Genomic DNA, 26,755 nt, shown 5'->3' with positions numbered 1-26,755 from the left:
TTTAAAAAATCCTTTCATCCCAAAAGGTCCGTTGCAAATAAATCTACCGAAAAGATTTGGTTACCCTTTGAAAAAAGGGCAATCCCATTAAAACTCACAGACAATCCAGCAAAACTCGGCAAAGTTATTTCTGTAATCCTATTTCCGTTTGGAGAAAATAAAATTAATTCCACTTGGCCATCCTCGCTATAGTCATCGTGTTTGGACAGAATGACGACGGAATGTTTTCCATCAAAAGTAAAAAGGGAAATGACTTCTGAATCAATTTGTTTTTCAAAGATAAAATTTCCTGAAAAGTCGATCATGTACATTCCAGAATAATCGTTAGTGATAAAGATTCTATCTTCTGTAACTAAGATTGGATTTTTTTCAATCCCAAAAGAGTGAGGACCGATTGTGTTCGTTGAGGTAAAGGGAAACTCTTTAATGATCTGCAAACTAGAATCTAAAAGAAAAGATTCATCTAAAGAAAAGGGTAAATAAATCCCACCCGGAAATTCTACAGGTTTGGAGGAGAGCTGCCGATGCAAACTGATTCCAGAAGAATGTGTTTGTTTGAATTCTATTTTTTCACTAGTGTTTGCTGATTCAACAATGGAATAATAATAGTACAAATTAAACTGGGAATCAATTAACACAGGATGATAATGTGATGAATAATGAAAAATTACTTCATCAATTAAATTCATTCCCACAATTCCTTTTAAAGTAAAAAATACAAGTTGTTCCGATTCGGTTTCAAATGCTTTCCCAGAAAAAATTTCCCATCCAGGAAGGGAAATGGTTTTAAATAGAGAACCTGTTTTTAAATCATATACTTGAATTTTAGATTGGTAAGGAATGTACAATTTGTCCGATAGAATCGAAAAACAAAAATTATGTACAATACGATTTTCAGAAACATCTCTTTCTTCCGTAGATAAAATTTCGTAACACTGGAATTTAAGAGAAATTGATAAAATCTGATTTCCTTTCAAATCATAGATGCATAAGGTCTCTGGCCGATTGAGTTTGGAATAATATTCGGATCCTTTTTGAAAACCCTGATACAAACAAAGATAACCAGTTTGATAAAAGAGAATGGGAATTTGTAAACCTTCCAAGAAGGGTCTTTTTATCTTTTTTTTCCAAAGAATTTGTTTGGTTTTTAAATCATAAGTTTGTAATTTCCACGCATCCCCTTCTCCATTACTGATCAAAACAAATTGGTCTATCGATATAAATTCTGAGACAAGGGCAGTTTCTTTTTCGTCGAAACTAAAAAGTTCACTAGAAAAAACGGGGATTCCTTTTTTTTGAATCTCTTGGAATTCTGATGGATAATGATTAGAAAACCAGTCACGTAACCAACGTTTCACTGCATTAGAAACATTGGGTTCTTTTCTTAGATATAATTCCTTTACACTTTCTTTTTCCTTTACTGATAGAATTTCAAGAATCTCTGCAAAAAAAGAATAAGGAAAAGAAGAGTCTTTATGAGTGATCATCCCTGCCACTGTGGGATTTTGAATCAATTCTGAACGCTGATCATCAAATCGTTCTGCCGTTTGTTCGTAGAACTCTGGATAGGTGGATCTAGGATCTCCTGTTCCACGTGTTTTGATCCACCAAAAGCTATGGCAATCCTTACATTCATAAATTTCTCTGAATGGGTTAAGGGAATTTCCTACAATATCATCTATGGGAAAAGAAGGTGTTCTTGTTTCATCTATCGCAGGCTCTGACCTCGAAAAACTAGAAGATCCTTTTTGGCAAAATAGACATGACATATCGTTTCAGGGAGTCAGGTCTATCTAGGAATTTACTTTTGGTCAAGTCGGATTCATTCTGAATGAAATAAACGTAAACACTCACTTAGTTCTTGGCAATTTGTTTTATCGATTATATCCTATCATTAAGCCATGTCTCTATTACCCAAGACATACGAAGTTCTACTAGCCGACCTCAAACGTTTGGAAGAAGAAAACCAAATCTTAAAACAAACTAGTGAGACGAGAACTTCAGACCATTCCAATTTAATCCACGCTCTACAGTTCACTCAATTTTCGATTGATACAATTTCAGAAGCCATCTTTTGGACAGACGAATATGGAAATTACGTTTTTGTCAATGATGCTGCTTGTAAAAATTATGGTTATACAAAAGAAGAACTACTTTCGATGAAAATGTTTCAAGTTGATCCTTTGTTTACCGTCGATAAGTGGAATGCTCATTGGCAAGAAATTTTAGATCGTAAATCCTTTTCTATTGAAACTTTAAATCGTAGAAAAGATGGGACTTCCTTTCCGATCGAAGTAACTGTCAATTTAGTTGAATATGACGGCAAACAATACAACTGCGCCATCGTTCGCAATATCACGGAAAGAAAACTTGCAGAAAATCATTTAAAACAATCCGCTATTCGTTTGGCGGAACTAAATTCTACCAAGGATAAATTTTTTTCTATTATTGCACATGACTTACGAGGGCCACTGGGAACTCAAAAAGAATTTATCAAGATCCTTAGTCAGAAAGATTCTTCTTTCACAGAATCAGAAAGAAAATCTTATCTCAAAATGTTGGAAGAATCCTCTGACTTAGTATACTCCTTACTAGAAAATCTTTTGGACTGGGCTCGTTCCCAAACAGGATCCATCCAATTCCAACCAGTTCCGATTCCTTTTTATGATTTAGTACAACGGGTGATTGGTCTTTTAAGTCTTTCTGCAAATAAAAAAATGGTGACTGTTTCCAACCAAATTCCAGAAAACTTAGAAATCATTGCCGATCCTTTTATGATTGAAACTGTAGTTCGCAATTTAGTTTCCAATGCAATTAAGTATAGTAAGGCGAATCAAGAAGTAATCATTGGCGTCTTAAATCCATCCAAAACAAATCCCGATTCTATCGTAGAGGCGAAACAAAAGTTTCCCGTTCCAATTTATCCGACGGAAATCACTTTTTTTGTAAAAGATATGGGTGTGGGAATGCAAAAAGAACAGATCGAAAATCTGTTTCGATTGGAGAAAAAAACTTCAACTCTTGGTACTATCGGTGAATCTGGAACGGGTCTTGGACTCATTCTATGTAAAGAATTTTTGGAACAACATAATGGTTCAATTTGGGTAGAAAGTGAACCGAAAAAGGGTTCTACTTTCTTTTTTAAATTAGGACAAGTCACAATGATTTCTTAAATTCAATTTCGTTTTAATGACAAATCTGATCTCAATCAATTTTTTATAGATCCTATGTTTTATAAAAAAATGATTGGTCTGCATGAAGTTGTTTTTCAATTTTCTTTTTATCATTCTTACCGTAATCACCTTTCCTCTTCTTTCTCAGAATGCCAAAACCAATTCTGGAAATGACACCGATACATCAAAAAATTCATCATCCATTTTTGGTTCTGGGTTAAAAGTATTAGAGTTTGCTGGTGAATTTGCACAGACTCCTTCAGAAGGTGGCCCACAATCTGTTTCGAGTATCTTAAACTCATCCCGAGTGGCATCTAGTTTGGTAAACTCTGGATCTTCAAATAACCTAAACCCACCTGGGATCATTACAGAAAGTTCTGAATCCAGACCAAGATCAACCATCTCTCCCCGAATCAAATACTCTCACCAGTTTACAGAAGACTTTTATATAGGATTTGTGTACGCTAAGGGAGAACAATACAATGATACAAGAACTAGCTTTAGTACAAACGGCCTTTATTTAAATGACCGTATTCGTTCGGGAATTGATGAGGTTGGATTTAAAATTGGTCTTGGTCCCTTAAATTATTTAACAAGTTCCAGTTCTAGTGAATTGAGTTTCACCTATTCAGAGTTATCTTCTAAAGGACCGTTCCAATCCTTTCAATTAAAATTTCCTTTTTTAAGAACAGGAGATCAAACTCTAACAGAAGGTTATGCGTTATCTACGGGAACTGTGGAATTTAAAACAAAAAACTACGGAATGGATTATGGATTTGCAACTTCCATGACTGACTGGTTGAATTTTTATATGATTGGGAATGTTACAGTTTTTTCGGGGCAAATCAAACTTGCCTCTTACGGAATTGAAACTTCATCAACAGGTTCATTAAATTCAAATAACCAAATTACTTTTAGTGCCCCAGTCACAAAATCGGACTTAACCGTTTTTCAATCAAAAGAAGGTTTAGCACGAGGACTGGGAGGAGCTACAGTATCTCTCGAAATGGGTCTTGTTTGGAAAATTTTTGAAACTCTCGGAGTGAAATATGGTGGGTTCTACCAACTTTCCTCCTTCAGTGTTTCTGAAGTGACCGGATACAATGTAGGAACTGGCAAAACACCTGTCGAACTCAGTTCGGTTCCAGACCTCAATTCCTCGCTGAGTTCAAAACAATATGGAGCTTTTGGAGTGAATGTTTCTATTGTGAAAAACTTTTGATTCTTTTTTCCTGTCTTATGAATAGCGAGAGAGATCGCAAAGACAGGATTTTTAGATGAAACACAAATCAATATTATACGCCCAAAAACTCGATTTCCAATGGCCTACATCGGATCCATTTTTGTTTTGTGTTCACCACGAGGACTTTTATCCAAAAGGGAATGGAAAGTTTGGCCCGGAAGTGGCTTCCTTACAAGGAAGACAAATCGGCCAAGACTTTGCTGGGAAAGATGGATGGAGGATGTACCACGGGGAAACCATTCCTGGATTTCCTGGCCACCCCCATCGCGGATTTGAAACTGTTACTGTAGTCCAAAGAGGTCTCATTGACCATGCCGATTCACAAGGTGCTGCCGGTAGGTATGGAGATGGCGATGTACAATGGATGACTGCAGGTGCCGGAATCCAACATTCCGAAATGTTTCCTTTGGTGAACGAATCGGGTGATAACACTTTGGAGCTTTTTCAGATTTGGCTCAACTTACCTGCAAAAAATAAGTTTGTCGATCCTCATTTCAAAATGTTTTGGAACGAAGACATTCCAGTAAAACTCGTAAGTGATGCCAATGGTAAAAAGGTAAAAATCAAAACGGTCGCAGGATCGTTGTTTGGCGAAAAACCACTAGATCCTCCCCCAGATTCTTGGGCCGGTGATCCTAAAAACGAAGTAGGAATTTATATTTTAGATTTAGAACCAGAGGTTAGTTTTGTGATCCCTGGAAGTGCGAAAGGAAACAACAGAAATCTTTATTATTTCCGTGGAGAGGGACTAGTCATAGATGAGGTTGTGGTTCCAGGCAAACATATGTACAATCTAGAATCTGAAATTTCTGTTACACTGAAAAATGGATCAGAGCCCGGTCGTATTTTGATTTTGGAAGGAAAACCCATTGCGGAACCTGTGGTTCAGTACGGGCCTTTTGTGATGAACAAACAAGAAGAGATCCAACAGGCCTTTGACGACTATCGCAAAACACAGTTTGGTGGTTGGCCTTGGGATTCTTATGATCCAGTCCATGTTGGTAAAGGAAGATTTGCCAGACATGCCGACGGCAAAGAAGAAATTCCTACTTAAACAAGTAGGAATTTCTCTGGAACGCCTAACGATCTGTTAGGCAACCAGTACTTGCATCTTTTACCATCTGGATGTATTTCCAAAGATATCCAGTGGTGATGCGGTATGGTGGTTTTTTCCAAGCGGCTCTCCGTTTTTCTAGTTCCTCTGGGGATATTTGGAGTTCGAGTTTGTTGGTGCGAGCATCGATGAGGATTTTGTCCCCATCTTGAACCAGTGCCAGTTCTCCACCTTCCATCGCTTCTGGTGTGATATGACCCACCACAAATCCATGGCTTCCCCCGGAAAACCTTCCATCTGTAATCAGAGCCACGTTGTCCCCAAGACCCGCTCCAATGATGGCAGAAGTGGGTTTTAACATTTCCGGCATTCCAGGGCCACCTTTTGGCCCCACATAACGGATCACAACGACATGGCCTGGTTTGACTTTCCCATCACGAATTCCTGTGTTGGCTTCTACTTCGGAATTAAAACAAATGGCTTTCCCTTCAAACATTTCCCCTTCGTGGCCTGTGATTTTTGCCACTGCGCCTTTTTTGGCGATATTGCCATAAAGCACTTGAATATGGCCTTCTTTTTTAATGGGGTCACTCACCGGTCTAAGTAAGTCTTGGTCGCTCGGAAGGTCAGGGAGACCCTCTAAGTTTTCTGCAATGGTTTTTCCAGTGACAGTCAAACAAGATCCGTCAATGAGTCCTTCGCGTAACATAAATTTCATGATCGCTGGGGTTCCCCCAATGGCGTGAAGGTCTTCCATAAGATACTTTCCACTTGGTTTCATATCTGCTAGGAGTGGGGTTGTATCGGTTACTTTTTGAATTTGTTCTAAGTCCAGAGGAATTCCCATCGTACGAGCAATGGCAATCATATGGAGAGCCGCATTGGTCGAACCACCAAGAATGGTTACCACACGAAGAGCATTTAGAATGGATTTAGGAGTGATGATATCAGAAGGTTTGATATCCTTTTCTAAAAGATTGTACATATACTTTCCAATATTCATACATTCTTTCTTTTTTTCTTCACTGCGAGCAGGAGAAGAAGAACTATAAGGCAAACTCATTCCCATCACTTCAATGGCAGTTGCCATTGTATTTGCGGTATACATTCCACCACAAGCTCCAGGGCCAGGACAGGAGTTTTTAATCACTTCTTTAAAATCTTCTTCTGTAATTTTGCCGTTAATTTTTTTTCCGTAAGCTTCAAAGGCAGAAACAATATTTAATTTTTCACCTTTATGATGACCGCCGTTGATCGTTCCACCATAAACCATGATAGATGGCCTGTTGAGTCTTGCCATAGCCATGATGGCTCCTGGCATATTTTTATCACAACCTGCTGTAAAAAGAAGACCATCATAATAATGAGCACCAGCGATTGTTTCAATTGAGTCGGCAATGATTTCTCTAGATGGTAAGGAAAAACGCATTCCATCATTTCCGTTGGTAATTCCATCACTCACTCCAATGGTATTGAACAAAAGGCCGACCATATCTTTTGTATCCAACACACTTTTCTTTTGTAGGGCAGAAAGAGTGGTTAAATGCATATTACATGGATTTCCATCAAATCCCGTACTTCCAATTCCTACGAAGGGTTTGTTTAGATCTTCATAAGGAACTCCAGATCCAATGATCATTGCTTGGGAAGCAGGAAGGGATTCATCTTGGGTAAGAGTGCGACTGTATCGATTCAAAGTCATAAAATTCAATTTCCTTTGGATTAAAGACAGAATGTAAGGTGCCAAGGTTAAGGAAAGCGGATTTTGAATTTACGGATGAACGATTTCGACCAGGATTTTATTTTCGTTATTTCCTTGTGCTAGGTCTTTTTCCCAATCCTTAAACTCCAATTGCAAACAGCTGTTAGCACGATCTCGATTGGCCTGTGGTAAAAATCCATTTGCTGCGATCGTTTTTGCACCTTTGGCAATTTTCCCCCGAGCCGATTCCAACCACTGGATCTCCGAAAAAGTAGCAAATCTGGCACTTGCAGATGTTTGAAAACCTTCTAACTCACAAGTCTCCGCAACTTGGAACGTGTACTTTGATTTTAGATTCTCAGTCTCAAGTGCAGTGGTTGCTTTTAAACTTAAAATCCCTGATTGCAGAATGGATTCTTGGCAATCGGTAGTTCTATTTTGGATGGTTCTCATCTCATTCAAAATTACATTCAATTCACTTTGTGTGAGGATGAGTTGATTTACCGAACAAATTCCCAGTGGACGCCTACTACAAAAGCGATTGTTGTTCGTGAGTGTGGTATCGGTTTTGATACAATTTCCAGACTCTCTTATCAAATACAAAGTGGTGAGAAAGATGGTTTCTTTGTTTTCCTTTTCTTTTTGTTTCTCTTCCCCACTTTCAAAACAAGAGATCAAAAAAAGTATCAAAGATAAATGAATGATGATTCTTTTCAAAATCTTACCTCGATACCAATATTGACGAGAGGAATGATCGCCATTTTTCCGTTAGGCGTCTGCGAAACAATATAGGGAGAGTTTACTGTATCATAAGTTGGTGCAGGGTTTTCATTTCTTTGGTAATTTTTTGTGTTATCAAACTCAAAACCAGCTTGGTTACGACGACCGTAAAAATTCACAAATTCTATATAGGTATTTACGTAACCCCAAGAATAATTCTCGATTCGATCGATTCGTAAGTCGAATTGATGAAAGGGCAAAAATCGATCACTGTTGTAATTTCCCGAGTAGTTCGGAAAATACAAGTTCAAACCAAAAGTTGCTGCTTGGTTTGCTCGTGTAGCGCTTGTAATGGGAGTGTAAGGAGTTCCTGAAAAATACCGAAACCGTCCTCCTACCATCCACTCGGGATTGAACTTATAACCAAAAACAATATTCAATATATGGGTTCTGTCTAAATCATACAACTGCTCTTTATCATTATTGTAGATCACTTCTAAATTATTATCATCATAATAATTAACGTAGTTTGTTCCCATCTTCATTTGTGCGAGAAGAGTTCTGGAATTATTGAGTAAAGTGCGGTTTCTCGTTTCATCACTATTCAATCTGGATTGGTTATTGATTCTTTTGGTGATGGAATTGGTATAAGAGATCCAACCAAATAGTCCGGATTGTTCTCTCGGATCTTTTGTTTTTTTGATAAAGATTTCAACCCCTTCGGAATGCCCATACCCGGCATTGGAGTAATTTAAATTTTTGGGAGTCACAGGGTTTGCAAAAACTTTTGCCGTTTCATTCACAAAAATCCGTGTATCATTATTGAGAGCATATGGATCTACAATATAAGCATCGGGGACAATGATGTTTTGAAAGATATTACGAAACCCTTCAATTTTGATTTGCCAGTTGTTTGCAAACTCTTGACTCACACCGATGGAATTGTGTTCGGCACGTTCCATAAAAAGATTCGGATTTCCTGATTTTGCAGACAATGCTTCCACAGAAACTGGGGCGTTATAATGGATTCCATGCCCTGCCATAATCCCTGTTTTTGTGGATTCAAAAAGGTAACCTCCCGTAATCCTCGGAGCTAAATTTGTTTCATTGCTACCAGAATAGTTGTCTACTCGTGCACCAGGCGTTAGGCGAAAACCAGCATATTTAAAAGGAAGTTCCGCATAAGCAGATTTTTCGCGGTAACGAATCCGGTCTCCATCAATCACAGAACGAAAGGCCGCATTCGAATTCAAAAGGTCATTAAACACATTATAGAATAACCGGTTGTAGGAGGAGATATTTTCTCCCTTTAAAGTTGTCTCTCGAAAGCGACCTTGCACCCCAGCTTCCAATTTGAGGTGTTCTTCCCATAGTTCCCATTCAAATGCATTCTGAACATAGGTAATGGTATCTGTGGTTCGATTTTGTAATCCAAAGATATTTTCTGCAGTCAGTGGATTCGTAAATTTTAGTTCAAAAAATTCATTAAACGATGTCCGGGAATAAGAGATTGTATTTCGAAAGGTTTTCCCTTTCCAAACATAACGAATGGCATCCGTGCGAAACATTCGATCAAGGCCGGTAGGAGGGCGCGGGTCATCTCCTCCTCTTTCCATATCCGCTTGGGCTTTGGTATAAGCCTGTCTATCCCTTGTTCCAAAGGTTTGGATGGAAAGCCTATGTTCGGCATTGATATCCCAAATCATTTTCCATTGGAAGTCACTGTATTCTGCGTACTTTGCATCCTCAGGAATCCCTTGTGGATAGGCTTGTAATAGAACCACATTGGGATAGTTTTTTCTACCCGAACTAATCATCGCAAGACCAGGGAGGATTTTGGATTGGTTATAGATATCAGATAAAAACAAATTGGTGTTGATGACCGTTTTATTTTCATCCACACGGTCGGTCCCTTCAATGGCGATAATTCCACCAGTCGCATAACCATATTTAGCCGGAAATGCCCCAGTAAACACATCGAAGGATTTAATTAAGTTGTTATTTAGAACGGAAGACTGGTTTCCCAAATGGAAAGGATAAGGAAGGGGAAATCCATCGAAGTAATATTGGTTTTGTCTTGTCCCACCACCTCGTAAGGAAAGGTCACCCCTTTCACTATTGGAATAAGGATTTCCTGTGAGTAAATTGGTTCCAATATTTGTAAAGACTGATGGTAAAATTCCCACAGGGGCACCAATCACAACACCCGGAATGGTTTGGAGAGCTTTTAAGGAATCTCCTGAAACCCCAGGAAGGCGTTTGATTTCATCCTGGACTAATCCATACCGCGAAAGTGGAGTTTTGTCTCTTTCCCCGCTGACTAAAATTCCAGCAAGGTTGGATTCTGAAATACTGACAAGGATGACTTGTCCTTTGAACCGAACTTCCCGAAATATTGATTCTGTTCTATCAGCTGTCGAAATTTTAATTTCATAGTATCCTGGTTCGGGAAATTGAAGTTTGGCGATTCCCTCACTATTCGAGATTCCACTTGTTTTTCCCTTTTTGGAAATGACGACAGCATTGCTGACAGGTTTTCCTGAGTTGGATTTTACAATTTGAAATACGACCTCTATGTTTCCCTCTGCAAAGATAGGATACAGAATTGAAAAATAAAGAAAGAATATGAGGTATCGAGGGATTTTCATTTAGAAGATGGAATCAAACTCTCTGCAATTCGATATAATTCATCGAGTGACCTTTTATCATCAAGCAAACGATATCCTTGTAAGACCCCTTCATAAACAAAAAATAAATGTTTGGCGAGAAGACGACAATCCACTTTAGAAATTAAATGACCATTTTGGACCGACTCTTCCAGATACTCAGCCAAACAATCGATGGTTCGATTTGCAATTACTTCAATTTCTTTCTGGATTTCCAATTCCTGGGGAGCAATCTGAGCGCGAAAATTTGCCATTCCACAACCAAAAAGTTGGGACATCCTTGCTTCACGAGATAGAATCCGAACCCAAGCCTTCACGAAATCCAAGGGTTTTGGATTTCGTTTCATTAGGGACTTAAGTAAGGATAAATTTTCATCAGAATAAATTCTCAGGACCTCTTTTCCTAACATTTCCTTAGAAGAAAAATGTTGGTAGAGGCTTGCCTTGACCGTTTTTGCTTCTTCTACAATTTGATTGAGCCCTGTCCCCGAGTATCCTTGTTTTAAGAAAAGATTCCGGCTGACTTGCAAAAGGCGTAAGCGGGTAGGTTCTTTTTTCATATCCCCTACAGATTCCAAAAGGAAAGAAACTTAGCAAACATTATACCAACCGGTATGTATGAAAAGTTCTTGCAAATACATACCGACTGGTATGTATGTTGTTTAGGAGCATCCCATGAACTCTGAAATGATATCCATCCATGAAACCGCGACCACAGTTTCTGAAGCCCTAGAAACTAGACATAGCATTCGAGACTTCCTTCCCAAACCCATTCCAGAAGAAATTTTACAAAGAGTCTTTGGAAAAGCCTTACGTTCCCCTAGTTGGAAAAATTCCCAACCTTGGAAGGTACACATTGTCAATGGAACCAAACGAGAGGAATTAGCAAAGGATCTAGTCCAAGCTGCTCGTCAGTCCCCACCTAGACCAGAACAATTGGCCTGAGTCCTATCCCAGTGATGCTAAAAAACGAATGTTTGATTTGGGGATGAAAATTTACGGAGTGGCCGGAATTGAAAGGAAAGATAAAGAAGCAAGAGATCAGTTTATGCTTCGTAACTTTGAATTCTTTGGAGCACCAACTGCCGTTTTTATTACATCCAAGTTTGAACTGAATTATTTTGTAGGAATTGACTTGGGTTGTTTTCTCCAATCAATTCTTCTTTTAGCAAGAGAAGAAGGGTTGGGAACTTGTCCGCAGGCAGCTCTTGGTGCCTTTCCTGATGTAGTAAAAATGCCCTCCAATTGCCAAACGAAGAAAAGGTAATCTTAGGACTTAGCATTGGTTACCCAAAACCTGAATCGGATCTAAATCGTTTTCACACACCAAGAGAATCTGCCGAAGAATTGATTCGTTTCTACTAAAACAATATTTTGATTTAAGATGTTTGTCGTTTAAAAACTTACGAATGGATTTTATCCGAAAAAATTAAATCAGTTTTTACTTTTAAGTTTTGAAATTCATGATTCTCTATTTTCTTAATAGTGGAGGAAGAATGATTAATATGAGGTTATGGATTTCAACTTTGGTGATTGCGGTGTTTGCGTTTCATTGTTCCTTTGGTCAGAAAGTAAAGTATGCTGAACTAAAAAAGAATTATCCCAAAGTGAATTGGGAAAACCGTAAAGCAGAGGCGGTAAAACTACTTTCTGATTTATTAAAAATTCCTTCGGTTCGTGGAAATGAAATCCAGGTAGCCAAATACATTCAAGGAGTCCTTTCCAAAGAAGGAATTCCTTCACGACTTGTCTTCGATCCCAAACATCCCACTAGACCTAATTTAATTGCCGAACTCCCTGCCACAGTTCCCAACCCAGAACCAGGGATCATTCTTGCTAACCATTTAGATACAGTAGAATTTGATTCCAAAGAATGGAAAGTGAATCCTCTTTCAGGAGCTGTCAGTGACGGTCGCGTTTGGGGTCGTGGTGCCATTGATATGAAAGGAATGGCTGTTATGGAATTACTTGCCTTCCTAGAAATCAAACGTTCTGGACTACCAAGAACTAGAAACATTATGTATTTGGCCTTGGCCGATGAAGAATCAGGTTCGGTGTTAGGTGGCAGGTATATGACGACTGTTCAAAAACACTTACTTGCAGGTTATGAGTATGCCCTCAATGAAGGTGGAGTCGCCACGAGAGATATTGTAATTCCTGGGGCGACAATCTTTAACGTTCAATATGCCGAAAAAGGAAACATTTGGTTACGGGCAAAAATTACAGGAACTAGCGGACATGGATCAACTCCTCCAAACCAATACCCTGCTCTATCTTTAATTCAATTCTTTAATGAAGTTCGGGAATTAGAATCCGATATTCGCATAACAGAAGAAACCGATGCTTTCTTTTATCAACTAGGAACGATTAGCCCCTTTCCTAATTCGTTTTTTCTAAAAAATGCAAGGAACCCGTTAATCAAACCTTTATTACATGGAACCATTCGCAGTAACCGTCACCTAACTGCAATGACAACCAACACTAAATCGATTACAGGATTTAGAACTACAGAAGGGGAAGGTGGAGAAAACGTAATCGCTGGAGAAGCATCAGGAAGGTTGGACATTCGAACTTTGCCCGGAGTAGACATTGAAGAGTTTGCAAAAAAAGTAAAAACCATTGCTGAGAAATATAAGGCAGAAGTGACTTTTACCGATATCAATCCTACTGATATATCTCCCATCAATACTAAACTTTTCAGCACACTAGCTGCCGTATCTGTAAATAAATTTCCAAATAGTACGGTGACCCCATTCCTTTCTCCTGGAAAAACGGACAATTCATACTTACGAAAACTTGGGATTAAATCCTATGGCCTCATTCCTGCAGTTTTAAAATCAGAAGATATCGATACGATGCATGGCAAAAACGAAAATATTACAGCCGATAATTTGGAGCTGGGAACTAAAATTCTTTTTGAAACTTTAGTCGAGATGAATCAGTAGGAACGAGGAGATTTGAACGGTTCCAAAAAATTGGTTCAATCGTATAGAATTGTTTGATAATGATTCATTCGAAAAACAATTCTATACTAATAATATAGATGTTTCTATTCTTACCGCTGACAAAATGGAATTAGGTTTTGGATAATGGTAGCAAATATAAACAAAGAAGAAATTCAAGATGTTCAGATCGTTGAATATGAATCAAAATACAAACAGGCTTTTAAGTCCCTCAATGAAGAGTGGATTTCTTCCTATTTTGAAATGGAAGAAAATGATTACAAAGTATTAGATCATCCGAAAGAATTGATTCTAGACAAAGGTGGAAAAATATTTGTAGCCTTGTATCAGGGAAAACCTCTCGGAGTCTGCGCTCTAGTAAAAATGAACGATCCTAATTATGATTATGAACTTGCTAAAATGGCTGTCTCACCAAAGGCGCAAGGAAAAAAGTTAGGTTGGTTATTAGGAAAAGCAATCATCAATTCTGCCAAAGAATTAGGGGCTTCTAAAATCTACTTAGAAAGTAATACTGCTCTGACACCTGCAATCAATTTGTATTATAAATTAGGATTTCAGGAAATTAAAGGCCGCCAAACGTCATATAAACGAGTTGATATCCAAATGGAATTAAATCTTTAAAATAAATTAGATTCAAAAGTGCCAGGATTAAACTAAGTTATTTTAAAAAATTTAAGTTAACTCTTGCAAAGTGTTTATCTAAACTTTATAGACCACAACTAGTGAAGAGAAAATCGTAAAATATTTTTTCTTACTACTCTTCTTCTTTAGTTATCGATTCTATTTTATCCGCATTTTTTATCGCCCATTCAAATAATGAGTCCAAAGGTTTAACAAGCGTTCTTCCGATAGGCGTTAACTTATATTCAACCCCAATTGGTATTGTGTTTAAAATTCTTCTCGTAATTAATCCTCTATTTTCAAGTCTACGGAGAGTTCTTGTTAACATTCGTTGGGAAACATCACCAATTTGTCGTTTAATTTCATTGTAACGCTGCGGCCCGTCAGAAAGGATTCCTATCGTTGCCACTACCCATTTATCTCCAATGAGAGATAAGATATCCCAGAACTGAGAACAATTTTCATGATTTTTCATAAAAAACTCCGAGGCACAAAAAAGTGCCTTATTGACAGCTAATTTAATTAAGTATATATTTGATAGCAAGGAACAAATAGTTACTTAGTATATTTGGAGTAGGTATGAAGATATTATTATTTGGTGCGACCGGCGCAATTGGAAAGCTACTTGCGGAAAAGTTATTCAAAAATGGGCATGAACTCATTGTTTATACCCGCAGTCCAGAAAAGTTGAACATAGAAAATGTCCGACTGAGAGTTGTCGAAGGCAAACTAAACGAGTTGCATTTACACGATTCTATTTTTGATCAAATAGATGCAGTCGTAACTGTTATGGGACCTCCACTCAAGAGGAATTATGAGGGGATGGAACTAACGGAAGCCCATAAGTATATTCTGCAAGCGATGATAAAACATAAAATCAAACGTTTTATTACACTAGCAACACCATCTGTTAGATTTGAAAAAGATAAAAATTCACTGATGACCTGGTTCCCACCTTTCTTTGCAAGGCTTGCGTTTCCGAAAGCTTACAAGGAGATTACTGCTATCGGAGAAATGGTCAAAGAAAGCAAACTTGACTGGACTATTGTTAGAATTATAGCTCCTATAGACAAACAGACAAATCCATATAAAGTGTCTTTTGGAGATTCCAAAATATCTTTCTCTTTATCAAGAGAACAGATTGCAGAGTTTTTTAAAGATTCTTTGGAACAAAAAAGCTATATTCATTCTATGCCGATCATCGGTTCATAACAAATCTTTACGCAATTGAGTATTTTGTAAGACAGATTTTAGCTTTTAATTGGAATAACGAGGATAAAGATTGTTTCGGAAATTACTTACTTACGAGGGAAATTATTGTATGTTCTTTCAAATTATCGAAACGAATTTAAGATGCTGTAATACAGCAGCCTTTAGTTCCAATGAAAAGTTTTAATAATATTGATTATTTTAGGTATGATGATTTCGCTATTTTTTTCAGAACTTATCTTCACATAACTATTATTATTTTCACTTAATATGATAGTCGAAATACCTTTCAGAATCATTACTTGTACATTATTGTTCTGACAAATTCTTGCAATGGAACCTGATTCTGGATCAGAAGCATTGAATAATAAGGGAAGTTTGCTGATTTTAGAAGTCTCTAACTTTGAATTAGTTGAGATAATATTGGAGGGGATGATATCATCAGGAATTTTAAAATTCGAGTCGACGTTGATTTCAGTTCTATATTTATCAAAGTTTATTTGAGTGAGTTCTTTTTCTTCCGAAAAATCATAAAGAAAGGTATTTTTTGCAACGACGAGATCGAATAATTTAACTCTTTTATAGAAACCAGACGTGGAGCCAATGTTAATGATTATTTTAGGATTTAGGTTAGAGATAACCATTTGAGTGGAAGCAGCAGAATCAATGGATCCAGAGCCACCATAAACAAAGATAATTTTTTCATTATGTGAATCTAAAACCTTGTCTGCGAAAAAAAATTCTCCGTAAGGAGAGAATTGAAGAATCGCTGGATCGATTTTTAAGTAATTCTTAAGAGCAATCCATTCATAATATCCTGAGACTATGATAACAACTTTCTTTTCGGGGGAACAATGATTAACAGTAAAAAGTAGAAGAAAATATATAACTATTTTTTTCATAAAGTTGTTTTCAGTTATATTTCATATAACACACGATAAACCTATCATCATCGTGATTTCAAAATACCCTATTTCAAAGAACTCAGATATTTCAAAATCCCTTCTTCTCCTCTTTCTTCGGCTAATTCCGCAAGACTAATCCCACCGACAGTTTTGACTTTTGTTTCTGCCCCGGCACCTACCAAAAGTTTAACCAAATCGAGATTTCCTCGGTACACAGCTCGGTAGATCGCTGTTTCTCCGGTGAGATTGCGAAGGTTGACATTGGCACCTCTTTGGATCAAAAATTTAGCGATCACTAATTCTTCTTCATCCGCCGCTTTGATGAGAGGGGAATTACCTAAAGAATCTTTTGCATTGATGGAAACACCTTCGCTCAAAAGTTCTTTTACTAATTCTAAATTTCCTTTTTCCACAGCGAGAAAGAGTCGGTGCTCCCGGCTCATAGGAGCTTTGATCACTGTTTCGTCTTCCGTACAAGAGAAACTAAACCCAACCAGTAGCAAAAAAATGACAAAGGAATGGATTTGGATTAAAAATCGGCTGGATAGAACTTGTAACATCAGTTTTAGTCTAATGGTTTAACTATGAAACGTCGATCCATTTTTCCAACAAGTTTCCAGTTCCTACCCATTTTAGGGGTGGGCCTTTTCTTTGTTTCCTGCCTATCGATCATTACCCCTGGGGAAGTGGGGCTTATGTGGCGACCGTATAGTACGGGACTGAGTCAAAAACCCTTAGAGTCACGGGTACAAACTTATATGCCCTGGAACAGCGTTTATGTTTACTCGATCCAATGGACAAGCCACCAAGAAAAAGTGGAAGTACTCACTCGCGATGATTTAACAATCACTGTGAGCGCAGCAATCATCATCCGGCCGATCCAAAACGAAATTTATGATCTAGAAATGGAAATTGGAAGAGATTATTATGATAAGGTAGTCAAACCACAATTCCGAACCGCAATTCGAAACATTCTCTCTGCTTACAATATGGTTTCTATTTCCAAAGAAACACCGAACGTTTCATCACAGATTAAAAAGTCCTTAGCAGAAAAGTTAAAAGACAAACATGTCGAAATCGATGATGTGATCATTGATGATGTTGAATATAGTCCTTCCATTCTAAAAGCAATTGAAAGCAAACTAACCAAACAACAAGAACAAGAACAGATGAAGTTCGAAATCAATATCGCGAAACGAGATGCAGAAATTCAACAGATCACTGCGGATGGTAGAGCCAAAGCTGTGCTTATCGAAGCTGAAGCCCAAGCAAAAGCTCAAAAGATGATTTCCGAATCATTAACTCCTAAATACATCCAATTGAAAGCTATGGAAAATCCAAATAACAAAATGATCTTTGTTCCTAATGGAAAAGACGGGTTACCAATCATAGTGAATCCTGAGGGGAAATAAAGGAGAAATGGATTAGTTCGTCTGATTCACTTCCAAGAAAATTGGGAAATCAATTGATTGGTTTTCCCAATTGATTTAGATTATGATTGAATCCTGGTGGTTCAATCTCTGATCGAAGATTCCTTCCCTGAATATTTATATTGAATGGGTTTTTAGGATTTGGTGTTTTCGTCATAGATCTCGACAATGCCTTAGTCAATGGTTGTAACAAGGCAACAATTTGACTATGTCCTCTAACTTCCGATAATCGAAGAGCATTCCATCCATCTACAGTAAAATCTGTATTTGCATGATAGGAAAGAAGTGCTTTTACTGAATCGGTTCGTCCAAAGTATGCAGCGTATAACAAAGCTGACCAACCTTCATACAATGCATTTGGATCTGCTCCTTGACTCAAAAGCGAAATTGCTTCAGCTTCATTTCCATTATAAATAGCTGCAATCATAGGTTGGTTAAGTTTAGGATCCAATTTTATATTCGCTACTGGTGATTCGATATCTACATTTGGTGAAGCAACATTAAGTTCCTGTTTGTAAGGTGATACTAAAACAATTTCTAATTGGTCAGCAAACCCAGTCAGATCGTTAACCCAACCAAAACGACCATCAGGCAACTGGAAAAAACGTGCCGCTGCACGAAAAAATAAATTAGGTGAACCGAAGTTTTGTGGTTTGGAAACTAAGTTCCCGTCTTTTTTGATCAAACAAACTTCCAGTTTCATCTTTTCTATTTTGGGAAACCATTTGTCTTTATCGTTGCCATCATCTGTCATCCACATAAGAAAGAGATGATCTTTTCCATATGGAACAATTCTTGGAATTCTTTCTCTCTGTTTCGTTGTATTGGTTAAATAAATGGGTTTAGAAAGAACTTCATCTTTTTTAATCATTAAACCAATATCATAAGATGAACGATCTAAATTAGAATCAAATGTAATCCAAGTTGTACCATCTTTCGAATATAAATCTCCTGTTGATATTGGAACATATTGGTAAGTTTCATTTGGTCCTGCTTTGGGAACCACAATCGGTATTTCACGGTTTTTATTTGGAAAACTATCGACAACGAGCCCTCTTGGATAGGCATCCCCTACCGTAACCATTACCAATTGTTTTCCATCGTTAATAAATCTTGGCCGAAAACTATGACTCACATTCCAAGTAAAACCTTCTGGAGATTGATTATCCGACTTCATCACTCTGTTTCCAGAACTGTCAAACAATGCCAAATACTCACTTTGATGGGTAACACCATCGTCCCACTTTCGATAAGTTGAAAAATAGGTCGCATAATAATTGTCAGCTGTTTTTTCCAGAGTTAAAGTTCCAAAAACTGTATCGATACCTTGGTCACCAACTTTTTTGTATTCTTTTGTTCCAACTATTTTAATACTAAAGTTTAATTTTCCAGTAGTTGTGTATTGATTGATATAAGCCGAATGAAAATTTTTAGTTTCAAAATTTCCTTTTTTTTCCACATCAAATGCAGATACTAAAAGAGTTAGTCCATTTGAATCGGCAATGGTATCTTCTATTCGAAAATTTTTTAAACTTACGAGTTCTTTCAAAATTTTAAATTTAGAATTTAAACTTACAATTCTGCCATTAGAATTACCATCATTATAGACTAAGTAATATTCTTCTGTGCCATTGTGTACGATCTTGGGAGCAGGAGTTCCATCAGACATAGCATTTGTATAAGAAGTAGATGTCGTCGTAAGATAGGAATGATCAGAAGGTAACTTAAGTGAAATACGTTCTGTTTTTTCGGCGATTTGATTGATGTCTAAAACGATGTCTGATTCGGCAGAAAGAAAGGAAAGATTAGGAACTAAAAGACAACTTAAAACAAATTTTAAATTCCATAAGATAGCAAATTTCAAAAGTGAAGAGCTGGCATTTGTTTTCTTTTTCATTTCAGAATTCTGTATCTGAAGTTCTAGAAAAACAAGGAAGAAATTGATAGGTGATTAGGTATTGTACTTATCTATTGAATCTTATTCAATGGGGAAGAAGTATTTAATAAAAAGAAAGAAATTGTCTAGTTTTAGAATGAGAGAGACCCCGCAGTTGCAGGGTCTATGAAATTATTTTAGAATTTATATCCCATTGACATCGAAAAGGAAACCCCTTCACGATATGAACGGAAAAGTTTTTCTTCGTTAAGCAATTCATCCTTTACATAAATTTTAAATCGTTGGTCCGTTACGTTTTTTGCCGCAAATTTAAAATCAAGTTTATCGTCTATTTTATGGGAGAAAACAATATCCGTTAAACCAACACCACGTTCATAGGCATCTGGAGTACCGTTCGCACCAACGACAAAGATCCGGTCACCAAAGTAGTTGTAGTATAAACCAATCGTGGTTGTTTTTAGTTTATTCAAATACACATCAAACTTCAAGTTTGCTACGAAGTCAGACTGTCCTTGTAATGGTCTTCGAATGTTTGTGGGATCGTAAGAAAAACTTCTATCAATTGGATCTAACAATCCTGCTTTCGAAATTGTATATTGTTCCCAAGAGATAACATTTACAAGAGATTTGATAAAGAACACATTCGTTTCAAAACGGAATTTATCAAAAAACTCTCTTCGGAAATCTAATTCAACACCTCGAATGGTTGCCCGACTAGCATTTGCATAAGTGAAGAATGGCGAAATTTGACCCGCTACTGGTTGTCCAATTAGCTCGATAGGGTTAGAAAGATCTTTATGAAAGACTCCCGCTCCGATATAGTTTGCACCACCCATAAAGTATTCATAACGAAAGTCAAAGTTATGAATGTAAGTTCTTTGAAGATTTGGATTACCTCGAATTCGATCTCCACCGAAATAAGGAGTGAATGCGAACGGAGACATTTCGCGGAAATCTGGTCTAGTGAGCGTCTGAGTATATCCAAACCGTAAATTTTGGTCTTGTAGAAATTCATATACAAAATTTACACTCGGAAGAACGTCTTTTGTTCTTATTTCACCAACACCATTATTATCTGCAGAACAAATGTTATTCTTTACTAAAAGAATTCGTTCTCCTTCCGAACCTGTATCACAACCATAACCTGGTCGTCTGACATCGAACTGCTCTTTAAGCACAAATGTTTTTACTTTTTGATAGGAGTCTTCATAACGAGCTCCCCCAATGAATCGAAATTTAGGAAATAATGGAACATCAAATTGAGAAAAATAGGAATGTAACTTTTGATAAGCATCATAAGCATTTGGCTCTACTTGTCTTTCGGAAAAAGTCCTGTTTGCAAGCCCTGTACTATTTGTTCGCAAGAACTCTATAGGATTATAAACAATTTCTCCAGGTACCGGGTATAAATCAGTTGTAGAGGCCCCAACGTTTGATTTAGACCCAAATTCTCTAAAAGTAAACGATTTAAAGCGATCTAATGCTGACCCACCAAATTTAAATGAGGATTTAAGTCCGTTCCATTGATCAAAAGGAATTTCATAAGCAACACTAAAACTTCTAACGGTATCATTGGAAGTAGAGTAAAACCTTGAACCATCGGGGTTATTTCCCAGCCTTGTTGGAACGGTTGTTACAGAACTTGTTTGAGGTCTTCGCCATACTTGTTGAGTCAAATTCGGCTCATCTCTTTTTGCCTCACCATAGTTCACTTGCCAATCAAGCGTATGTGGCCTACTCAAAGACCCCAAATTGATCGCATGTTTTCCTCCAAAACTTGAGTTAAACAATTGTCTACTAATGAAGTCATTGGTTTGAGAGAAAAATTGGAAATTATCAATATTATTTGTTCCTACAGATTCTCGAACTGATTTCTCGGATGAAACTGAATAAAAATTCTTCAAGAAGAATTGTTGGCCGCTCATCGGTTCATAAGCAAAGTTTAAATTATTTCCGAACAATCGATCTTCAACATAGATATCAGCATCTTGTGTTTGCAATGGTGAAACAGTGGTTAAATCTTTAGCAGAAAGAGACACTGGGTTTGCAGGAATGTATCTCACATCTTTTTGACGTCTAAACCGATAATCGACAGAATGGGTAGTACCAAATATAACACCAAGTCTTTGTCCAGATTCAGTTAATTTAAAAGTATTTCCTACAGTTAAGTTAAAGTTTTTGTCATAAGGTGCTTTTGTAGTATCTGGTGTCCATTGTGATGGAAAAGAAGTACCACCTACGTTAATCAAAGTAGGATTGATTCCACCAAAACGACTTCCGGGTTCAAAAGGTAAAAAATCGGGAACAGCTTTTACAGCAGAAGGAAGTTCCTGATTGGCAGTTGGCCTTCCAAAGAAATCTCCACCTTCGAACGTTTGCCATTTCTTTCTCGTAGTATTTCCGTTATAACCAACTCCAAATCCGACTTTCATCGTAAATTCATCAGGATATTCTTTCGTTTCAATTTTAACAAGTCCGCCAGAGAACTCCGCCGACTCTTCCGGCACAAAAGTTTTTATTACGCGAATGTTTTTAATTAAATTGGCTGGAAACAAATCTAAAGGTACTACCCTTTTGTCTGGTTCCGTGGAAGGAATGTATGCATCATTTAAATATGTTGATGAATATCTTTCCCCTAAACCTCGAACAAATACATACTTACCACCAATTAATGTAATCCCTGTGACCCTTTTAATCACATCACCAGCGGATGAATCTGGTGATTTTTTAATCGATTCAGCACCAATTGCATCTGAAACCGTTGCTGATTTTTTTTGTAATTGTAGTAAGGAAGAGTCCGATTCATTGATTGCACGATCCTTCACTTCAACAGTTTGTAACACTTGAGCACCAAATGTTACATTCATACTGACAGGTTTCCCGGCAGATACGACAATCGTTCTATTTTGCGGGCCATAACCATACATTTGATATTCCACCTGATATGTACCCGGAGGAAGTTCTAAATTATACTTTCCATCAAAATCAGTTTTTGCAAATTTTTTCTCTGATCGAACAACGATAGTAGCACCAAATACAGGTTCTCCGTTTTCTGAATCAATGATAGTTCCTCGAATTGATCCATTACTTTGTGCATATAAGCTAAAAGTTGAAAAAAAGACCAATAAGGATAAGGTAAGAAGTGTCTTGATTGATTTCATAAATTCCTTCAGAGCCAAGCTTCTAGAATTTACGTGTAAGTAAATGAAAAGGGGATTCGATTGAGTTACGTTTATGTGAACTAATTATTACAATCAGATTACAAAATTTAAGGTCCTATCACTCCAACTTTATAACCAGATTTTGTTTCAAAAACCATTTTGATTTGATCAAGGACAATGACTTGATTATCAATTAGGATCTTAATTGCTTTCGGTTTATGGCCTATCATCTCACCATACATTCTTGGTTTTTCCCAATCAAAAGATGAGATTCTAAATTTTTTGCTCTGGATGCGATTTTTGATTTCTGTGATTGCAAATGATTCTCGTGTTTCTAAAACTTTTTTATATTCAGCCAACGGTGTCGTATCGAGAAGAGTGCCTTTTCCCAATGTATTAGGAAAAATTACATTTAGTTTTTCTTCCCAGCTCACATAATATTCATTTGATGAATGATTTTGAAATACTTCATTCAAAAAATTTTGAACCGCAAGTTCTTTAGATTTGGAGGACTTAACCCAATCACTTTTCTTAAAACCATTCTCTTTGATAAGTTGATGGTCTTTTTCAACTCTAAGAATGACTTTTTGATTTTCGACTTCCATTTGTTCGCGCCAATCTTCTTGGTTACAAAATGAAAAACTTAAAAGGGAGAGTATAATTAGGAGATTACGCATCATAACGTCTAGTGGCCTTAGGTAAGGCCACCAGGTAAAGTTTTAATTTTGATTTAACTATCTTGCCCGATAGACAGTCCAGTCCTTATACCATTCAGTGGAAGCACCACCGACATAAGTTCCAGAAAGAGAACTGATGGTTCTGTAGTCAGGTTTTGAATCTCCAAACCCACATTCTGCTGTTGATCCGTCAGAATTGATTGGAGTTGCAGAGATTGTAGTCGAACCAGTTGGAGTAATCGCAGTTGTTTTTCCAGTTTGGTAAGCAAGGTTTGAAATAGTTGCAGTGATTGCTGGATAAGTTCCTGATGTCGATGTACTGACTGCCGCTGCGTCTGCAAAACCAAAGATGATAGCTCTGTTGATTGTCCCGGCAAAACCTTCTCTCAATCTCATTCCTTGGCCACCAGAAATACCTGCTCCAAGTAAAGTCACATTCGTAATGGTTGGATTCGTGCAAGTACCAATTGCATTAGAAGCACAGGATGCACCTGTTGATACGTCCGTCCCGTCCATTTCAAATCCATGTGGATCGGTTGAGAAGGATCCACCACAAGATGATGGGTATTTATGACCGATTAAATTCGTCATAGTTCCACTAAAGCCTTCATCCAAGTCAAAGTCATCATCCAATCCACCCGTTGCTAATAGGTTTGACCAAGTTCCCGATCCACCCCAAGCCTCAAATCCATCATCCAATCCTCTATGGACTTGCACGAAACTAAGCACTGATTTAGAGGCGTAAATCGACATGTTATTCAATTCGTCTCCAGGTGCTACTTCGTTTCCGGCAAACTCAACAATGTTGTAAGACATATTCAAATTTTCAACGTCCGTACCTTTTGGTCCGCCGTAACCTGTTGGTGTTGTTCCCTCTGTGTTTGAAGCTCTCGATGCACCACTTGTTCCAATGACAACAATTCCACCCCAATCACCAGGAAAACGAGATCCGAGGGCAGCTGCAGAAGACCAGCAAATTGGGTCAGCAGCGGTTCCGTTCGAAACTAACTTTGATCCTTGTTTGAAGAATATGGAAGATCCTCTTTGGCCAAAAACTGCCGTTCCAGGAGTAACAGTGATAGTTGCACCAGATTCCACAGTGACAGTTCCTTGGAGGAGGATACCACCAGACCATGTCTCAGATCCAGAAATAGAACCGGATTTAATTACAGGACCACCCGCTAGTCTTCGTCCGTCGCAAACATTTTCACCAACCGTTGGATTAACAATTGGATATTCTCCTTTAACAAAAACTTTAACTGCTTTCACAGTGATCGAATAACCAGTATTACCTGATAAGGAAATTTGGTTAGTATTCGTCCTATCATCTAAGTTCAAGTTTACTGACAATATTCCAGGTGCACCAGTTACATTTGTATAATCACTAGCAGGTAGATCTAATATGTACGTTGTTCCGACAACCGCACCCGAACACGCATTCGCATTCGATGCAGATGCAGCATCATTTGGAGTAAATGTTAGTTCACCACTAAGTGATGAAACTTTAAATAAAACTGTGAACTCACCATCTACGGTACCGTTGGCAGGTGGTGCCCCACTTGTTGCGCATGTAGTAAAGTCAGCAATAGTGGATTGGCCACTAGATAAAAAACTTCCGGAAAGGGTAACTTTTCCATCTTTCATCGGTAAAGTATCCGCTCCTCGCAAAGTTCCAGTTAATACAACTGTGTATTCAGGTTGATTGAGCAATGCTGCTAAACCAAGAAGCATAGCAGTATCATCTTTCTTCTTTCCTGGACAATTCATCATAGTGAATCCCATCAAAATGATGGAAAGAAACACCAGACTTTTTTTGAATGAATTTTTCATTTTAAATCCTCTTTCGAAAAAATCGAATTTGTTTGGCTAGCGGGTCTTCCCGAAAGGGATTCGCAAAAATTCTCCCTCTAGCTAAGGATAACTATGTTCATTATTTGTTACAGTGGGATGACAAGCTGGTGAAGGTTTTATGAAGGTTTGGTTAAGGGGACTATTTTCTGACGCGGTTTAATATCTTCACCAAATTACTTTTGATGCGACGGATCTGGTCTGGGGTGAGCTGAAGATCGCCTTTTTCTGCCTTTTCAATCACAAGCTCTGCTTTGGATACAAAGGTTATGGCTGCTTCATCGATTGCTTCTTTTCGCTTCTGCTTCTCTCGGTAGGCATCCAAAGCCTTTTGTACATCCAAAAGTTCCTTAGAAATCCCACCGATAGCAATATTAAGTTCTACAATGTTTTCGGCCATTGAATGATTATCCCACTAAAATAGAATCAGCAAAACCAAGCTTTCAAGGATTTCAATATTACTTATTGATATAATACATCGATGAATTTCTTTTTTGCTTCCAAATGTTCTTTGAAGGTTGCAGAAAAATAATGTGAACCATCTGGTTTTAGAAGGAAAAATAGTTTATCCGACTTCTCTGGTTTGAAGGAAGCAATGAGTGCCGGTAAACCAGGATTAGAAATTGGTCCAGGTGGCCATCCACCATTGATATAAGTATTATAAGGAGATACAATCTTTAGATCAGATTCAAAAAGTCTCTTTTTGGGTTTATCAAATAAATACTGAATGGTCGCACATGATTCTAAATTGATATTTTTTTCTATGCGAGTGAGAAAAACACCGGCCATCATTGGCCTTTCTTCTTTTCTTACTGCTTCTCTTTCCACAATGGATCCAAGAACCACTCGAAAATGAAGGTCTGCTGGTTTGATGTCTTTTGCTTCTGGAATCGATTCTAGTTTTTTATAGAAGCGTTTGATCATCATTTCAGTAATTCTTTCTAAAGGATAATTTAAAGGAACAGAATAAGTTTCTGGAAATAAATAACCTTCCAAAGTTTTTGCCGGGATATTGTACTTAGTAATTAAAGCAGGACTCTGAGCTACTTTTAAAAACTCCTCCCGAGAGACTGCTAGTTTCTTAGAAACTAACAAATCTCCAATCTGACGATTGTTATATCCTTCAGGAACAGTAAAGTTTACAAGTTTGACTTTTCCGGAAATGATGACGTCTAAAATTTTACGGGAACTCATTCCGTCATTAATATCATAGACCCCTTGTTTAATTTTATTACCAGCTCGTGTAAATTTCATCAGATAGTTGAAATAAACTGATGACTTGATCATTCCAGCAGCAGCTAACTCTCGCACAACGCTCGAAGAAGGCTCTCCTGAATCTATAATGAGTTCATATTTATTTTGACCATCACCTACTGCCCCACCTTTGATTTCGTCTATTACGAAAAACCCAATCAATGCTAAAACAAGTAGTAAGGCAACACCAAGTCCTGATAAAATCAGGTATTTTTTAAGTTTTGAGTTCATT

21 protein-coding genes and 1 pseudogene are annotated in these 26,755 nt (G+C 37.5%); 8 read left to right on the top strand and 14 right to left on the bottom strand.

The genetic code is table 11. The features are described from left to right. Positions 1–14 precede the first annotated feature (14 nt). The gene (locus tag CH361_RS01265; RefSeq protein ID WP_208861360.1) at positions 15–1,769 is read right to left on the bottom strand and encodes a hypothetical protein; all 1,755 of its coding nucleotides are present in this window, start codon (positions 1,767–1,769) and stop codon (positions 15–17) included. 132 nt (positions 1,770–1,901) lie between these two features. Here CH361_RS01265 and CH361_RS01260 point away from each other — a divergent pair, with 132 nt between their 5' ends. From CH361_RS01260 to CH361_RS01250, 3 genes are all read left to right on the top strand, one after another. Next, entirely contained in the window at positions 1,902–3,173 is a 1,272-nt protein-coding gene (locus tag CH361_RS01260; protein WP_100789009.1) for a PAS domain-containing sensor histidine kinase, read from the top strand. An 82-nt stretch (positions 3,174–3,255) separates the two neighbouring features. Then, entirely contained in the window at positions 3,256–4,395 is a 1,140-nt protein-coding gene (locus CH361_RS01255; protein WP_100789008.1) for a hypothetical protein, read from the top strand. Positions 4,396–4,450: 55 nt separating this feature from the next. Next, positions 4,451–5,470, top strand: a complete 1,020-nt coding sequence (locus tag CH361_RS01250; RefSeq protein ID WP_100789007.1) for a pirin family protein — start codon at positions 4,451–4,453, stop codon at positions 5,468–5,470. Positions 5,471–5,495: 25 nt separating this feature from the next. On the opposite strand, the gene ilvD is transcribed toward CH361_RS01250, so the two are convergent. The 4 genes from ilvD to CH361_RS01230 form a co-directional block, all read right to left on the bottom strand. After that, a complete protein-coding gene (ilvD, locus tag CH361_RS01245) occupies positions 5,496–7,172 on the bottom strand; it encodes a dihydroxy-acid dehydratase (protein WP_100789006.1) in 1,677 nt (558 codons plus the stop codon). Positions 7,173–7,241: 69 nt separating this feature from the next. After that, a complete protein-coding gene (locus CH361_RS01240; RefSeq protein ID WP_100789005.1) occupies positions 7,242–7,889 on the bottom strand; it encodes a hypothetical protein in 648 nt (215 codons plus the stop codon). Continuing rightward, positions 7,886–10,540, bottom strand: coding sequence for a TonB-dependent receptor plug domain-containing protein (locus CH361_RS01235; protein WP_100789004.1), 2,655 nt, complete (start codon positions 10,538–10,540; stop codon positions 7,886–7,888). The genes CH361_RS01240 and CH361_RS01235 overlap by 4 nt, the downstream gene beginning before the upstream one ends. Beyond that, a complete protein-coding gene (locus CH361_RS01230; RefSeq protein ID WP_100789003.1) occupies positions 10,537–11,118 on the bottom strand; it encodes a TetR/AcrR family transcriptional regulator in 582 nt (193 codons plus the stop codon). Before CH361_RS01230 ends, CH361_RS01235 begins: the two co-directional genes overlap by 4 nt. Positions 11,119–11,233: 115 nt before the next feature. Between CH361_RS01230 and CH361_RS01225 the strand changes: the two are divergent. The 3 genes and pseudogenes from CH361_RS01225 (at position 11,234) to CH361_RS01215 (ending at position 14,142) form a co-directional block, all read left to right on the top strand. After that, positions 11,234–11,923 (top strand): annotated as a pseudogene (locus CH361_RS01225) (nitroreductase). A 140-nt stretch (positions 11,924–12,063) separates the two neighbouring features. Next, positions 12,064–13,503, top strand: a complete 1,440-nt coding sequence (locus CH361_RS01220; protein WP_100789410.1) for a M20/M25/M40 family metallo-hydrolase — start codon at positions 12,064–12,066, stop codon at positions 13,501–13,503. Positions 13,504–13,647: 144 nt separating this feature from the next. Next, on the top strand, positions 13,648–14,142 hold the full coding sequence (locus CH361_RS01215) for a GNAT family N-acetyltransferase (protein ID WP_100789002.1): 495 nt from the start codon (positions 13,648–13,650) through the stop codon (positions 14,140–14,142). A 133-nt stretch (positions 14,143–14,275) separates the two neighbouring features. On the opposite strand, the gene CH361_RS01210 is transcribed toward CH361_RS01215, so the two are convergent. Next, positions 14,276–14,617, bottom strand: coding sequence for a winged helix-turn-helix transcriptional regulator (locus CH361_RS01210; protein WP_100789001.1), 342 nt, complete (start codon positions 14,615–14,617; stop codon positions 14,276–14,278). Between the two features lie 104 nt (positions 14,618–14,721). Between CH361_RS01210 and CH361_RS01205 the strand changes: the two genes are divergently transcribed. Further along, positions 14,722–15,354 carry an NAD(P)-dependent oxidoreductase gene (locus tag CH361_RS01205; protein WP_100789000.1) on the top strand — a complete coding sequence of 211 codons (633 nt, stop codon included), beginning with the start codon at positions 14,722–14,724 and terminating at the stop codon, positions 15,352–15,354. A 161-nt stretch (positions 15,355–15,515) separates the two neighbouring features. Here CH361_RS01205 and CH361_RS01200 read toward each other — a convergent pair whose 3' ends face one another. Beyond that, a complete protein-coding gene (locus CH361_RS01200) occupies positions 15,516–16,253 on the bottom strand; it encodes a nucleoside phosphorylase-I family protein (protein ID WP_100788999.1) in 738 nt (245 codons plus the stop codon). 68 nt (positions 16,254–16,321) lie between these two features. Next, positions 16,322–16,816 (bottom strand): ankyrin repeat domain-containing protein, encoded by a 495-nt coding sequence (locus CH361_RS01195; RefSeq protein ID WP_100788998.1) that lies wholly within the window; start codon positions 16,814–16,816, stop codon positions 16,322–16,324. A 24-nt stretch (positions 16,817–16,840) separates the two neighbouring features. On the opposite strand from CH361_RS01195, the gene CH361_RS01190 reads away from it, so the two are divergent. Continuing rightward, entirely contained in the window at positions 16,841–17,668 is an 828-nt protein-coding gene (locus CH361_RS01190; protein WP_100788997.1) for a prohibitin family protein, read from the top strand. A gap of 49 nt (positions 17,669–17,717) precedes the next feature. Here the strand turns inward: CH361_RS01190 and CH361_RS01185 are convergent, their stop codons facing one another. From CH361_RS01185 to mltG, 6 genes are all read right to left on the bottom strand, one after another. Next, positions 17,718–19,583, bottom strand: coding sequence for an ankyrin repeat domain-containing protein (locus CH361_RS01185; protein ID WP_100788996.1), 1,866 nt, complete (start codon positions 19,581–19,583; stop codon positions 17,718–17,720). A 176-nt stretch (positions 19,584–19,759) separates the two neighbouring features. Further along, positions 19,760–22,744 (bottom strand): TonB-dependent receptor, encoded by a 2,985-nt coding sequence (locus CH361_RS01180; RefSeq protein WP_100788995.1) that lies wholly within the window; start codon positions 22,742–22,744, stop codon positions 19,760–19,762. Between the two features lie 107 nt (positions 22,745–22,851). Then, positions 22,852–23,424, bottom strand: a complete 573-nt coding sequence (locus tag CH361_RS19810; protein ID WP_244279460.1) for a hypothetical protein — start codon at positions 23,422–23,424, stop codon at positions 22,852–22,854. A gap of 54 nt (positions 23,425–23,478) precedes the next feature. Next, on the bottom strand, positions 23,479–25,251 hold the full coding sequence (locus tag CH361_RS01170; RefSeq protein WP_100788993.1) for a hypothetical protein: 1,773 nt from the start codon (positions 25,249–25,251) through the stop codon (positions 23,479–23,481). A 160-nt stretch (positions 25,252–25,411) separates the two neighbouring features. Next, on the bottom strand, positions 25,412–25,669 hold the full coding sequence (locus CH361_RS01165; protein WP_100788992.1) for a hypothetical protein: 258 nt from the start codon (positions 25,667–25,669) through the stop codon (positions 25,412–25,414). Between the two features lie 62 nt (positions 25,670–25,731). Further along, the gene (gene mltG, locus CH361_RS01160) at positions 25,732–26,754 is read right to left on the bottom strand and encodes an endolytic transglycosylase MltG (RefSeq protein WP_100788991.1); all 1,023 of its coding nucleotides are present in this window, start codon (positions 26,752–26,754) and stop codon (positions 25,732–25,734) included. Position 26,755: the final 1 nt, after the last annotated feature.

The sequence above is a fragment of the Leptospira brenneri genome, from assembly GCF_002812125.1.
Classification (GTDB): domain Bacteria; phylum Spirochaetota; class Leptospiria; order Leptospirales; family Leptospiraceae; genus Leptospira_A; species Leptospira_A brenneri.
Note: the sequence above shows the minus strand (reverse complement) of the source record. Positions and strands in the feature narration are given on the sequence as shown.